The organism is Acetobacter sp., from assembly GCF_047721705.1.
In the GTDB taxonomy this organism is placed as follows: Bacteria; Pseudomonadota; Alphaproteobacteria; order Acetobacterales; family Acetobacteraceae; genus Acetobacter.
This window is the reverse complement of the sequence record NZ_JBDNXK010000019.1, coordinates 1-13,315: the sequence shown is the minus strand read 5'-3', so window position 1 is coordinate 13,315 and position 13,315 is coordinate 1. Positions and strand designations below refer to the sequence as shown.

Genomic DNA, 13,315 nt, shown 5'->3' with positions numbered 1-13,315 from the left:
CTCTGTCAGAACCGTCGCCCGTCAGCGTTTCTGACTCTTTCCAACCATTTCACTTTTATAGGACTGGGGCAGAACCGGCTTCGCGGTATGCGGCAAGGCCGGCGTCTCGGGAGCACGCCGCTCGGTCAATGGCGATTGATAAGGTGTCGTGCGTCCTGACGACGTTCTGGGAAATAGAGGTGATGTAGCGCGCGGTTCAGTGCCCGCACCCATTCCGCTGAGACCAGACGGAGGTTTCGGCATACTGCTCCGCCGATAATTATCCGTACGGCTGCCGGAGGTGATCGCACGGCCCGTGTAATATGTCTGGGCCATCGTGGGAGATGACACCGCCACCATCCCCGTGATGACCATCATCCCGCAAAGCATCCTTTTCATACGACGCATCCTTGTCCGCCTCTCTCTTTTGATTAGGAAACGCCTGCAACACTCCAAGGATGCGTCGTTCCGCAGTTTCAGCCCTTGATACGACGCAGAAGCGCAATCGACTCAACACACGCCGCAGCAGCCTCACGCCCTTTATTGTGCACATCCGCACGCGAGCGGGACACAGCCTGCTCTTCCGTGTAGGTCGTCAGAATACCGAATGCGATCGGCGTTTCCGTCGCCAGCGAAGCCTGCTGGATGCCGACCGTGGCGCCAAGACTGATGAATTCGAAATGCGCCGTGTCACCCTTGATGACGCAACCGAGGCAGATCACGCCTTCATATTTACCGGTCTTCGCCAGTGTCTGGGCCAGCAGCGGCAGCTCGAACGCACCCGGCGCGAGGAATACATCCTCATCCGAAACTGAAATGCCATGCTCGCCCAGCCACTCAATGGAACCGTTGCGCAGACCGCCTGTCACGTCCTCGTTGAAACGGCTCACAACCAACGCCAGACGCGGAGCCGGTGTCAGGTGAAGGGACGGCATGGATTCAGGAGAACGTGTGCTCATGTCAGAGAAAAACCTTTTTGAAGAAAATCAGCGAACGACAGCCGGTGCAGGAACGGATTCCGCCTGCAGGGCATGGCCCATGCGTTTCCGCTTGGCGTCGAGATAGGCGCGATTGAACGGGTTGGGTGTCACTTCCAGCCCGATACGCTTGCGAACGGTGAAACCGCGTTCTTCCAGCGCTTTGACCTTGGAGGGGTTGTTGGTCAGCAGATCCAGCGTCGTCACCCCAAGATCACGCAGAATGGCCGACGCCGCCGCCCAGTCACGCTGATCGGTCTCGAAACCGAGTTCGTGGTTGGCGTCGATCGTATCCAGCCCCCGATCCTGCAATGCATAGGCCCGGATCTTGTTGCCCAGCCCAATGCCGCGCCCCTCGTGCCCGCGAACGTAAAGCAGCACGCCACTCTCCGCCTGCCCGATTTCACGCAGCGCCTTCTGAAGCTGGTTGCCACAATCGCACCGCATCGAACCAAGCGCATCACCCGTCACACATTCGGAGTGCATCCGTACGAGCGGCACAGCACCTTTCGCCGCTGGATCGCCTTTCACCAGCGCCACATGCTCGACACCTTCGGCATCACGGAAAGCGTGGATCATCAGATCCTCGCCGCCATACACCGTCGGCAGACGCGCCTCAGCCAGTTCCGCCACGACAGAGGCGGACACCGGATCGATATCCACATTCTCACTCAGGACTGGGGCCGTTCCATGCTGGCGAACCCAAGCCGTCAGTTCAGCAATGGAGACAATGGGCAGATCGTGCTTGCGCCCGAACACTTCCAGCTCCGGGCGACGCGCCATCGTGCCGTCTTCACTCAGGATTTCGCAGATCACGGCAGCAGGTGCGCAACCCGCCAGACGCGCGATGTCGATGGAACCTTCCGTGTGACCGTCACGCTCCAGCACGCCGCCGGGTGCTGCGCGCAGCGGGAAAATATGCCCCGGCGAGACGAGGTCTGTCGGTTTCGCATCCGGCGCAACGGCGGCCAGCACCGTGCGGGCGCGATCATGGGCGGAAATACCGGTCGTCACGCCTTCATTGGCCTCGATGGACACCGTGAAAGCCGTGCTGCGCGGAGCGTTGTTGACCTTCACCATCATCGGCAGGGCAAGTTGCTCGACGCGCTCCGGCGTGAGCGGCAGGCAGACAAGCCCACGCCCGTGCGTCACCATGAAGTTCATCGCCTTTGGCGTCATGAACTCGGCAGCCATGACGAGATCGCCTTCGTTCTCACGGTCCTCATCATCGACCATGATGACCATGCGACCCTCACGGATTGCCTCGACCGCCCGCAACAGCGAGAGAGGCATTCTGTCTTTTATCGATACTGACATACGCTCTCCACATATTTTGCAATCACGTCGACCTCGACATTCACCGGATCACCCGATGAAAGCGCGCCCAGCGTGGTGTGGTCCCATGTGTGGGGAATGATCATCACCTCGATGGTGAACTCCCCGTCCTTTGGTTCGCTCACGGCATTCAGTGTCAGGCTGATGCCGTCCAGCGTGATCGATCCCTTCTCGACCATGTAACGACGCAATGCTTCGGGCACTGCGAAAACCAACTTACGGGCGTCACCCACCAGATCCGCCGTGCAGAATGTCGCTATGCCGTCCACATGACCCTGTACGATGTGGCCTGACAGGCGCGTGGCGGGTGTGACGGCGCGTTCCAGATTGACGCGCGCACCTTCCTTCAGCCGTCCCAGCGCCGTGCGGTCGAGGCTTTCGGAACTGACAAAGAAGCGAACCCGCCCGTCTTCATTAAACTCCGTCGCCGTCAGGCAGACACCGTTTACGGCGATGCTCTCGCCGAGGATCACGTCGGTTATCCCCGTGTCGATATCGAGAATACAGGACGCGTTTCCCGGCTGAACCGCTGCGACCGTCCCCAGATGTTCGATGATTCCTGAAAACATACGTCCTCTCACACAAAGTCCGGTTGCATGGCGGCTATGGGGCCAGCCAATTCATCGAACAGGGCCAGAGGTGTCGCCTCGTGACGCCTCTCGACCGAAAAATCCTCGTTACCATCGGCACGGACCGCGATCCGCAGCCAGTCGTCCCACAGGCTCCGCGTGCGGATTTCTCCCAGCAGAGTGGGGCCCGCTTCGACCAGCGCCCACAGCACACCCGCTTCTGCCAGACGCCTGGGCGCTTCTTCGATGGATTCGGAAAAGATCACATCAAACCGTCGCTCAGCGATCGTCAGCCAGTTCTGCGGCACATCCTGCGTGCGCGAACAGACGACCAGCAGCCGTTTCGGCCGGTTCGTGTGATCCTCGACCCGCCGGACATCCAATCCCGGCAGATCGGCGCGCACGGTGCCCCCTGCGGTAATGACCGCATCGGTCGCCCGACGCAGACGATGCGCCAGATCCAATGCCTGTTTGGATGTGAAAGTTGTTCGACCGGGGGGAGGTGTCATCAGGCCATCAATGTTGACCGCCTGTTTTACGGTGAGCCAGCTTTTCCCCTCCACACTCCAGCGAATGAAGGGGGCGATAAGGCCTCGGCACTGAGCCAGCAGAAGGGCACCATCAGGAATATGCGCCTTTTCACGTTCCAGCCAGCGCACCTCCCGGCCTTCCGCTTCCAGTCGCGCACTGCCGCCGCCTGCCACCTTCGGGTTGGGGTCCGGACAGGCAATCCATATCGTTTTGACGGGTGTAGCGAGCAACCCTTCGGTGCAGGGAGGCGTGCGGCCGGTATGATTGCAGGGCTCCAGCGTGACAATCGCCGTTGCGATCCGGTCTGTCAGTCCGCGCTCTTCGCACAGACGTAGCGCATTCGCTTCTGCATGCCCCGTGCCAGCGCGATGATGGGCGGCGACAGCCAGAATCGTGCCGTTTTCATCGAGCAGAGCGCAGCCCACAGGCGGGTTCGGCATGGTGGCGCCGACAAACCGACGCGCCTCTCCAACAGCCGCATGAAACGCTTTTGATACCTGTTCGTAGACTAGACGACCGGCCATTCATTCCGTCCGCAAAACGACACACCACACACGTCGATTCAGGGCGGATACACGATGGCACACGCAGGACACATTTCAAGCGCCCGCATTCATCGCCGCTCTCTCTCATCCGGACTATGACCGTCGGCTCCGGAGTTTCACCGGATCTGCTGACCCTGTCCCTTGCGGAACAGGCGCTCGCGGGCTTCCGATTCCTTGCAGAACCGATTACCGCCGGTGGGGAGTTACACCCCGCCCTGAGAACGCTTTTTTCAATATGTGGTTATCACGCAGAGAAATGCAACTCACTTTTCCCAAAGTGTCACTTCACGGTTTATCGACTTTTCCATTTTCGTCATAAAACATCAGAAATTGCGCTCATAAGCGTACCGAGCGGATGACTGTTCCCAAACTATCATCGTGATGGGTTGAAAACACTTCCCATTCCTCGGCAATGACCAAGACACCTCTGTTATCCAGTTGCTATAATCTTCTCGAAATATCAGGAGGGAAGATCGCATCATGGATAGCGCGTTCTGGCTGGAAAAGTGGCGTATCAATCAGATCGGCTTCCATGAAGGCGTACCCAACACCCTGCTTACCGCCCATTTCTCTGAACTGGGCGTGAAAGCTGGTGCACGAATCTTCGTTCCGCTGTGTGGCAAAACACGTGATCTGTCATGGTTTCTCTCAAAGGGATTCCATGTCGTCGGCATTGAACTCAGCCGCATGGCTGTTGAGCAGTTCTTTAGGGAAGAAAATCTTTCCCCGACCATAACCCGTAATGGCGCCCTCGAACGCTTTGAAGCCGAGAATATTACGCTGTTCTGTGGAGACATTTTCGATCTGGAACAAGCAGTTCTGGGGCATGTCGACGCTGTCTATGACCGTGCAGCGCTTATCGCCCTGCCACCCGAAATGCGGAAGCGCTATGCGACGCATGTCATCAGCATAACGCAGACCGCTCCTCAGTTTCTTATCACCCTCGACTATGACCAGTCGCTCTATAGTGGACCACCATTTGCAGTGGCGGATGACGAGGTCCACGCGCTTTATGACGCCGCCTACCCTTCTCTGATCCCAATGGAACGCGTTGAGGCCGCAGGCGGCATCAAAGGCCGTGGTCCCGCGTGGGAAACCGCATGGCGCATGCAACACTGATGACTGTCAGACCGGCAGCGTCGGGTCGGATTTGACCTCCTCCATAACCGTATAGGTGTGCATCTGCCGCACGCCGGGCAGGCGTGTGAGCGTTTCACCCAGAAAGCGACGATAGGCAGCCATGTCTTTGACACGCGCCTTGAGCAGATAATCGAACCCACCCGCCACCATGTGACATTCGCTGATCTGGGGAACCGTGCGGACGGCGCGGGAAAACCGTTCGAACAGATCATCCTCCGTACGATCAAGCGTGATCTGTACAAAGACCAGCAGCCCCAGTTGCACCGCTGCCGGATTGAGCTGCGCCGCATAGCCCTGAATGACACCCTGCTGCTCAAGCCGCCTCACGCGTTCCAGCGTCGCCGCCGGGCTGAGGTGAATCGCGCGGGCCAGATCGACGTTCGTGATCCGTCCATCTGTCTGAATAATCCGCAGTATTTTCCGATCCTGAGCATCCATCGACGATTTCTGTCCGAACGAATGATGGGCGTTTTCCCACCCGACCAAATTTTATTTTTACACTGAAACGATAATACGTCGATAATTTTTCCAGAAACTTCGTATGCAGAAGAGGTTACAACTTCAGAACGAGCCCGCCACATGGTCGTCCCTGCCCCTTCGTTGCATGTTCCTGAACGCTCTCCGCTTCGTCACGCCATCACCGATCATACATGGACATCGGAAGCGGCGCTGATCGCCGATCTGGGCAAGGCCGCCTCGCTCACAGATGAACAGGAAAGAGCGATCCACGCCCTTGCCCGCAAGCTTGTGGAGGAACAACGCGCAGCACCGTCATCCGGTCTCGTGCAGACACTGGTGCGGGAATATGATCTTTCCACGCCCGAAGGCCTTGCTCTCATGGAGCTTGCCGAAGCGCTACTCCGTATTCCTGACAAAGCCACACAGGATGCGCTGATTCAGGACAAGCTGTCCGGACGCAACTGGCGCGGCCATATGGGGCGCACGAAGACACCTCTGGTCAATCTTTCCGCAGGCGGCCTCTCCTTCGCGACCGGTCTTCTCGCCAGCACAAAAGGAAAGGGCGTAAAAGCCACCCTGCTGACCCAGACGGCCACACCAGCCCTTCGTCATATGCTGCACGCTGCGATGAAGATGATGGGCAATCAGTTCGTTTCTGGCGAGACAATACAGAAAGCGCTGAAAAACGGACAGTCACGCCACAACCAGCATCTTCGTTATTCGTATGATATGCTGGGCGAAGCCGCCATGACGGCCGCCGACGCGGAGCGTTACTATCGCGATTACGAGCAGGCCATTCACGCTGTCGGTGCAGCCTCAGGTGGACAAGGCGTCTACGCAAGCTCCGGCATTTCGATCAAGCTTTCCGCACTCCACCCACGTTATGTCAGAGCGCAACATGAACGCGTGATGACGGAACTCCTGCCTCAGGTTATAAAACTTGCTGCGATAGCAAAACGCTATGACATCGGCTTCAATATCGATGCGGAAGAAGTCGACCGACTGGAACTGTCTCTCGACATTCTTGAGGCACTCGCGCTTGAACCACAGCTGAAAGGCTGGGACGGCCTCGGTTTCGTTATTCAGGCTTACCAGAAACGCGCCCCGTTCGTCATTGACTGGGTGATCAATCTGGCACGGCGCTCCGGCCACCGCCTAATGATCCGTCTTGTCAAAGGTGCTTACTGGGACACGGAAATCAAGAGAGCACAAGTCGACGGCCTCCCGGATTTCCCGGTCTACACCATCAAAGCACACACCGATATCGCCTATCTCGCCTGCGCGCGAAAGATGCTTGCAGCCAGAGACGTGCTGTTCCCGCAATTCGCCACGCACAATGCCCGCACGCTTGCCAGCATCTATACTCTGGCTGGCGACCGATTTTCTGTTGGTGACTACGAATTTCAGTGTCTGCATGGCATGGGCGAAGCTCTTGCCGCACAGGTGACGGCATTGAACCGCCCGATGCGGGTGTATGCCCCCGTGGGCACGCATGAAACGCTTCTGGCCTATCTGGTGCGGCGCCTTCTTGAAAATGGCGCGAATTCGTCTTTCGTCAATCAGATTCAGGATAAATCCATCCCGGTCGAGTCACTGATCGCTGATCCGCTCACTTTAGTGCAGCCGGGTGAAACGGCAAAAAACGTGATCCGGCCGGAAGCGCTTTTCGCTCCCTCCCGGCGCAACTCTGCGGGACTGCCGTTGTGGGATGAAAATGCACTCACAAAGCTCTCAAATGAATTCAACGCACTTACGTTTCCTCCGCAGGATGGAAATCAGAGCATCCTGAATCCGGCTGATAACAGGGATATCGTTGGCAACATCGACTTCCTTGATGAAGCAGCCATTGATGCTGCGCTCGACAAAGCCGTAACAGCTTATGATGACTGGAAAAGCCGCACTCCAGCGGAACGCGGTGACATTCTTTTCAGAGCGGCTGATCTTCTGGAACAGAATCATGCTCTCCTGATGGATATTCTGGTGCGGGAGGCAGGCAAGACCCTCCCCAACACCGTTTCCGAAATCCGGGAGGCAGTCGATTTTCTTCGTTATTACGGGGCACAGGTTCACGACAACTTTGATAACACCACACATCGTCCGTTGGGCCCCGTCGTCTGCATCAGCCCGTGGAATTTTCCTCTGGCGATCTTTCTCGGTCAGGTCTCGGCTGCTCTCGCCACGGGCAACAGTGTGTTGGCAAAACCCGCCGAGCAGACGCCACTTGTCGCGCAGGCGGCAGTCGCTCTTCTCCACGAAGCTGGCGTGCCGAACACCGTGCTGCAACTCATCCCCGGTGATGGAAAAGCGGGCGCCAGACTGGTTGCGGACTCCCGTGTACAGGCCGTCGTTTTTACAGGCTCCACTGCAGTTGCCCGCGCAATCCAGGATCAGCTGTCCAGCCGCCTGACCAGCCATGGTCTGCCCGTGCCGCTGATTGCTGAAACAGGTGGCCAGAATGGCATGCTAGTGGACAGCTCCGCCCTTGCGGAACAGGTCATCGGCGACATTCTGATATCAGCCTTTGACAGTGCTGGCCAAAGATGTAGCGCTCTCCGCGTATTATGCGTTCAGAATGACTGTGCCGACCGGGTTCTGAATATGCTGCGCGGCGCCATGCAGGAACTTCACACGGCACAGCCGCAATATCTGAAAACGGACGTTGGTCCGGTCATCGATACGGAAGCGCGGGATGGCATTCTTGCCCATATCGAACGCATGCGCGCGCAGGGTTTCCCCATCTTCCAGACGACACCTGATGCGGAATGTGCACACGGCACCTTCGTTCCCCCCACCCTCATTGAAATCGATGCTGTCACAACATTGAAGAATGAAGTTTTTGGCCCGGTTCTGCATGTCGTCCGTTATGCCCGCGAGGATCGTCAGCACGTCATCGACAGTCTCAACGCCACAGGCTACGCGCTCACATTCGGGATGCACACACGCATCGAAACCGAAGCAAATAATGCCATCCATAGTTCTCATGCTGGAAATATCTACATCAATCGCAATATGGTCGGTGCTGTAGTCGGCAGCCAGCCATTTGGGGGACACGGTCTTTCGGGTACAGGCCCGAAAGCAGGTGGCCCGCTCTATCTGCGCCGCTTCCTCTCCGCCTGCCCGCCTGCCCCAGACTGGGTGCCAGCAGTTCTTTCTGGTGAAAGTCGTCTTTTCCGGGATTGGCAGAAACTGTCTGAAACCATCATACGTCTTCCCAAGAAGAGTGAAACACTTCCCGGCCCCACAGGCGAACTGAATGTCTATGAGCTATCCCCTCGCGGGCTCGTCATGTGCGCCGGTCCGGATGCGGAAAGTCTCAGTCGGCAGATTGATGCGGCTCTGACGGCTGGCAATCAGGTAATCCTGTCACCAGAGATGGCTTCCCTTCTGGGCGAAATCCCTGACCGCTTGCGGGGTGCTATCAGCCTCATGGGCGCGACAACCCATCCGGATGTCATCCTCTGCGCCAAGGATCCAGATGAAATCGTGAAACTTCAGCAATGGAGCAAACGGTTCAGCACCATCGTTTCTGTCATTACACCGACTGAAGCAGGGCTCTATCCGGTGGAATGGCTGGTGCAGGAACGCTCGGTGAGCACGAACACTACCGCCTCCGGCGGCAATGTCGCGCTGATGAGCGAAGCACGCTGAGAAAGACGCCCCCTGACGGAAAGCAGTTTTCCGTCAGGAAGAGGCAACAATCTTGATCAGTTCAGGCACAATTGCCGGATTGGCGAGAGTGGAAAGGTCTCCAAAACCCTCCGTTTCGCCACAGGCAATCTTGCGCAACAGACGCCGCACGCTTTTGCCCGAACGTGTCTTGGGAATGTCCGGAACAACGTAAACCTGTTCCGGCACGGCGTAGCGCCCGACTTTCGCAGCAATCGTTCTGGTGACCATCTCAGGCAGAGCGGCCAATGTCGCTTCGTCGAGACCCGGATGCGGTACGATATAGACGATCAGTCCCTGTCCCTTGATATCGTGCGGAATCCCGACCGCAGCACTTTCCGAAAGATCGTGAACCTCTGAGAGCGCGTCCTCAATTTCCGCCGAGCCGATACGATGGCCGGACACATTGATCACGTCATCAACACGTCCCGTGATCCAGTAATATCCATCCTCATCCCGACGGGCACCGTCTCCGGTGAAATAATGACCGGGATAGGGCTTGAGATAGGTCGTCTGGAACAGGGCATCATCACGCCAGATCGTAAGCGCCCGACCGGGCCAAGAACCGTCGATACAGAGCAGCCCTTCCGTGGCTCCATCTAGCGGCTGCCCCTTATCGTCAAGCAACACCGGATTGACACCGGGTAACGGCAAGGTGGCCGACGCCGGACGGGGCGCGACAGCCCCCGGGACCAGCGAGATCATCGCGCCACCGGTTTCCGTCTGCCACCATGTATCGACCACAGGACAATTCCCGCCACCAATAATTTCATGGAACCATGTCCATGCTTCATGATTGATGGGTTCACCCACGGAACCAAGAATGCGCAGACTGGAAAGATCGTAACCAGCAGGAATCTCGTCTCCCTCCGCCATCAGCGCACGAATGGCGGTGGGCGAAGTATAGAAGGTCGTCACCTTGTGGTTCTGGATGACCTCCCACCACCGGCCCGGAGTGGGGTGAGACGGCATGCCTTCGAACATCAGCAGCGTGCCACCATTCGCCAGCGGCCCATAGGCGACATATGTGTGCCCCGTGATCCAGCCGATATCAGCCGTGCACCAGAAAATATCGCCGCGCTGATGGTCAAAAATCAGTTCATGCGTGAAAGAGGCCCAAGTGAGATAGCCCCCCGTTCCATGCACGATCCCTTTCGGTTTCCCCGTGCTACCAGATGTATAGAGCAGGAACAGCGGATCCGTGGCCTTCATTGCCTCCGGCTCACATTCGGTCGGTGCCGCCTCAAGCAGTTCAGTCAGGCGGAAATCCCGTCCTTCCTGCATTGGCACTTCAGCCCATGCAATTTCCACCACCAGCACGCAACGAACCGCCTGCGCATCCTTCCGCAGTTCAAGCGCCGCATCCATCGTGGCCTTGAACGGCACCCGTTTCGCGCCCCGACGGCCCACATTGGCCGTGATGACGGCGACAGCGCCACTATCGACAAGACGGTCCGCGATCGCCTCGGCCGAAAAGCCGCCGAACAGAACGACATGCATCGCGCCGATACGGGCGCAGGCGAGCATGGCGATCACCCCCTCCACAACGGCAGGCAGATGGATCGCCACACGATCCCCACGCTTCACGCCGTGATCGCGCAAAACGTTCGCCATGGCGCAGACACGGGCATGAAGTTCCCGATAGGTCAGGCGCAGAACACTTGCGGCCTCTTCTCCCTGCCAGATAATGGCGGTCTCATCACCTAGCGTATCCAGATGCCGGTCGAGACAATTCACACTGGCGTTCAGCGTGCCGTCAGCAAACCAGCCCTGCCCACGATCCACTGCCGTCTCCGGCGCATGAAACCAGTGCAGACGACGGCTTTCCCGAAGCCAGAAGGCTTCCGGATTTTGGCGGGCGTCATCAGCCAGATGCTTGTACAGCGGAGGCGTGAGGCGGGGGGACAGCAGCATGATCATGGCTCTTCATCAGGACAGACCCGCAGGTAAGGGCTCAGGAACCGCTACGGGCGAATAAAGTGACGGTTTATTCGCCTGAAATCCAGACAAACCCCAGAATAACATTGCAAATCAAGGCAAAGGCCGATTCACAACTTTGCGCTCGGAGGTGGATTGGGATGTTGGGAGACCACGAACACAAGCTCTATATTCGTAGCAAACCGTTCATGACTCCGGAACCCCCGCCTTCAGAGCTTCCTGTTCAAATCTACGCACAATCCTGGCATATTCCCGCGCATTAGAGCCCCCTCCATTGTACCTCGCGATAGCCAAATCCATATCGCCCCCACTCACGGAATATTTCTTTGTAAGCACCTTCAGAAAACGATCCGTCGATGTCCCGATATCACCCCACATTCCTCGCACATCCCCTCCCCTGCCAGGCATAGACTTGAACCAGAAATCAGGATCATCAACGATATTCTGAAGATCATACTGAAACAGCCCATATCCAAACAAAAGATTGCCCGTTTTCTTGATACGCCGCACCTCTCGTGAGGTATCACTGGCGGCGATCAGATCCTGTGCAATCTCGCCATATCGAACATCTTTCAAAAAAGTCTGTGTGTCTCGAGGAAAGGCATTGCGTGGCGTAACGTTATCCAGAACAAGTAACCGCAATAAGTCAGCCGGCCTGTATTGTTTCCGCAGCGGCGTCCACCACATGTAACCACTTTCCTGGCACGCGAAAGCACATAATAACGCAGAAGAAAACGGTGTATTCAATAAACGCTTTCGGAAAACATCTCCCCATGTTTCCATCAGCCATAACGAAGCTGGGCCAACAAATTTGTCTGGCATTCCTGCTGAAACGCTGAAAGCTGCATGAGCCGTCTCCACAGTTTGCAGAAAAGCTTCCCCGGCCATCAGTCCAGTGGATAGACCTGCAAGTAACTGGCGTCGTGTAACAACTTTTTCGTACGTCATTATTATTCCCCTTTCTCGGCAGCACTTGCCGCCTGCAAAGCCGCTTTTTTCGCCAAAAGATCAATCTGCGCCTCAATCGCAGTTGCTTCCGCCGCTGTTACGCCTTTCGCCGCCTCGATTTGTTCTATACGAAACGTCAGAACCGACGCTGGAATCGCTGCTATTGCCTTTAGAAGATCAACAGGCAATGACACATATGCTAGAATATTACTGGGTGAATTGAGTTTCACTTCAGAAAGCATTCCATTGGAAATGGCGAGATTTGTCGTTCGCTTGACCAGCGTCTTTCGACTCACCTCTTCTCTGAACAAACCATCAGGAGACCTATCCGGCACCAAAGCGGAAAAAGACATTTTCTGCGCACTTATTCCACATGCCTGCTCTGCTTCTGGATTGGGCGTCACAGTCAAGGTATAACGCGCTATGAAGGGTCGCCGAAAAACAATACCATCGTGTTTTTCTTGTAAGAAAGTATTTTTTTCAACATCTGTTTTTGACAGTATTTTTTCAGGATGCAGCTGGATATCGATCTTTTGTGTGCTATCTGCCCTTTTTATGGAGACAAGATCATATTTTTCATCCGGAAAAAATGAAACAGTCTTTGAAATGGAAGGAAGTCGGCAATTTATACGCTTTCCCTTATCTTGATTTACAATTAAAGTCCTTGTCGTCGGCACTCCACCAGCCAACTTTGCGACTTCACCGAGAATTTCGACAGTCTTTTTTGCAATATCTCCAGTCTTATCGTCAGATATTACATTTGTATTTTGCAAAAGACCGTCACTTCCGACCTTCAGATCGATATCGTCTTCTGTCCAGCCAGAGTGGTGCCAAGCCAGAAACAAAGGCTCATCAGGATTGGCGACATAAACCGTAGGATTAACCGTGATGGAAACCCGATAAGTGTCGGCATCCGTGCTCGCAATACCCTCTTCCTTACCAGATGCGACAGATGAACCACCGGTGATCGTGATGGGCACATACGCCATCGGAAGATAATAATGCAGTCCTGATGCCAGTTTTCCACCTCCTATTGGAGGCATTGTTACCAGCGCCTGCTCCGTGCAGGCCGTCATGGTAAGCGAGCACAAAAACAGGCAATAACACATGCGCCAATGACAGAGCATGGCAACCTCCGTCTTATTTTTTATGCATTCAGGTCTGGGTATTTATTTCATAATATGTTTAGTTACCTGAGAATTATTATACAATGAAGTAAAATGTATAG

11 protein-coding genes and 1 riboswitch are annotated in these 13,315 nt (G+C 56.1%); of the genes, 2 read left to right on the top strand and 9 right to left on the bottom strand.

Annotation, left to right across the window (positions count from 1 at the left end):
• Nucleotides 1-21 precede the first annotated feature (21 nt).
• The 5 genes from ABF824_RS05130 to ribD form a co-directional block, all read right to left on the bottom strand.
• Nucleotides 22-378: a hypothetical protein gene (locus ABF824_RS05130; RefSeq protein WP_415486813.1), complete on the bottom strand. Its 357-nt coding sequence runs from the start codon at nt 376-378 to the stop codon at nt 22-24.
• A 77-nt stretch (nt 379-455) separates the two neighbouring features.
• Nucleotides 456-938, bottom strand: a complete 483-nt coding sequence (ribH, locus tag ABF824_RS05125) for a 6,7-dimethyl-8-ribityllumazine synthase (RefSeq protein ID WP_415486812.1) — start codon at nt 936-938, stop codon at nt 456-458.
• A 27-nt stretch (nt 939-965) separates the two neighbouring features.
• Complete coding sequence (gene ribB, locus ABF824_RS05120; RefSeq protein ID WP_415486857.1) at nt 966-2,249, bottom strand: 3,4-dihydroxy-2-butanone-4-phosphate synthase; 1,284 nt, start codon at nt 2,247-2,249, stop codon at nt 966-968.
• 8 nt (nt 2,250-2,257) lie between these two features.
• Nucleotides 2,258-2,860, bottom strand: coding sequence for a riboflavin synthase (locus ABF824_RS05115; protein ID WP_415486811.1), 603 nt, complete (start codon nt 2,858-2,860; stop codon nt 2,258-2,260).
• A gap of 8 nt (nt 2,861-2,868) precedes the next feature.
• A complete protein-coding gene (gene ribD / locus ABF824_RS05110) occupies nt 2,869-3,915 on the bottom strand; it encodes a bifunctional diaminohydroxyphosphoribosylaminopyrimidine deaminase/5-amino-6-(5-phosphoribosylamino)uracil reductase RibD (RefSeq protein ID WP_415486810.1) in 1,047 nt (348 codons plus the stop codon).
• A 93-nt stretch (nt 3,916-4,008) separates the two neighbouring features.
• Nucleotides 4,009-4,163, bottom strand: a riboswitch (FMN riboswitch).
• A gap of 253 nt (nt 4,164-4,416) precedes the next feature.
• Here ribD and tmpT point away from each other — a divergent pair.
• Nucleotides 4,417-5,055, top strand: a complete 639-nt coding sequence (gene tmpT, locus ABF824_RS05105; protein WP_415486809.1) for a thiopurine S-methyltransferase — start codon at nt 4,417-4,419, stop codon at nt 5,053-5,055.
• Nucleotides 5,056-5,061: 6 nt separating this feature from the next.
• Here tmpT and ABF824_RS05100 read toward each other — a convergent pair whose 3' ends face one another.
• Nucleotides 5,062-5,514, bottom strand: coding sequence for an Lrp/AsnC ligand binding domain-containing protein (locus tag ABF824_RS05100; protein WP_415486808.1), 453 nt, complete (start codon nt 5,512-5,514; stop codon nt 5,062-5,064).
• Between the two features lie 141 nt (nt 5,515-5,655).
• Here ABF824_RS05100 and putA point away from each other — a divergent pair, with 141 nt between their 5' ends.
• On the top strand, nt 5,656-9,183 hold the full coding sequence (putA, locus tag ABF824_RS05095) for a bifunctional proline dehydrogenase/L-glutamate gamma-semialdehyde dehydrogenase PutA (protein WP_415486807.1): 3,528 nt from the start codon (nt 5,656-5,658) through the stop codon (nt 9,181-9,183).
• A 33-nt stretch (nt 9,184-9,216) separates the two neighbouring features.
• On the opposite strand, the gene acs is transcribed toward putA, so the two are convergent.
• From acs to ABF824_RS05080, 3 genes are all read right to left on the bottom strand, one after another.
• A complete protein-coding gene (gene acs / locus ABF824_RS05090) occupies nt 9,217-11,115 on the bottom strand; it encodes an acetate--CoA ligase (protein WP_415486806.1) in 1,899 nt (632 codons plus the stop codon).
• A 210-nt stretch (nt 11,116-11,325) separates the two neighbouring features.
• Complete coding sequence (locus ABF824_RS05085) at nt 11,326-12,087, bottom strand: hypothetical protein (protein WP_415486805.1); 762 nt, start codon at nt 12,085-12,087, stop codon at nt 11,326-11,328.
• 2 nt (nt 12,088-12,089) lie between these two features.
• Nucleotides 12,090-13,163: a hypothetical protein gene (locus tag ABF824_RS05080; protein WP_415486804.1), complete on the bottom strand. Its 1,074-nt coding sequence runs from the start codon at nt 13,161-13,163 to the stop codon at nt 12,090-12,092.
• Between the last annotated feature and the right edge of the window lie 152 nt (nt 13,164-13,315).

Excerpts from the sequence above, each read along its gene's own strand:
- ABF824_RS05130 (WP_415486813.1), bottom strand. The coding sequence starts at position 378 with ATGAAAAGGATGCTTTGCGGGATGATGGTCATCACGGGGATGGTGGCG.
- ribH (WP_415486812.1), bottom strand. The coding sequence starts at position 938 with ATGAGCACACGTTCTCCTGAATCCATGCCGTCCCTTCACCTGACACCG.
- ribB (WP_415486857.1), bottom strand. The coding sequence starts at position 2,249 with ATGCCTCTCTCGCTGTTGCGGGCGGTCGAGGCAATCCGTGAGGGTCGC.
- ABF824_RS05115 (WP_415486811.1), bottom strand. The coding sequence starts at position 2,860 with ATGTTTTCAGGAATCATCGAACATCTGGGGACGGTCGCAGCGGTTCAG.
- ribD (WP_415486810.1), bottom strand. The coding sequence starts at position 3,915 with ATGGCCGGTCGTCTAGTCTACGAACAGGTATCAAAAGCGTTTCATGCG.
- tmpT (WP_415486809.1), top strand. The coding sequence starts at position 4,417 with ATGGATAGCGCGTTCTGGCTGGAAAAGTGGCGTATCAATCAGATCGGC.
- ABF824_RS05100 (WP_415486808.1), bottom strand. The coding sequence starts at position 5,514 with ATGGATGCTCAGGATCGGAAAATACTGCGGATTATTCAGACAGATGGA.
- putA (WP_415486807.1), top strand. The coding sequence starts at position 5,656 with ATGGTCGTCCCTGCCCCTTCGTTGCATGTTCCTGAACGCTCTCCGCTT.
- acs (WP_415486806.1), bottom strand. The coding sequence starts at position 11,115 with ATGCTGCTGTCCCCCCGCCTCACGCCTCCGCTGTACAAGCATCTGGCT.
- ABF824_RS05085 (WP_415486805.1), bottom strand. The coding sequence starts at position 12,087 with ATGACGTACGAAAAAGTTGTTACACGACGCCAGTTACTTGCAGGTCTA.
- ABF824_RS05080 (WP_415486804.1), bottom strand. The coding sequence starts at position 13,163 with ATGACGGCCTGCACGGAGCAGGCGCTGGTAACAATGCCTCCAATAGGA.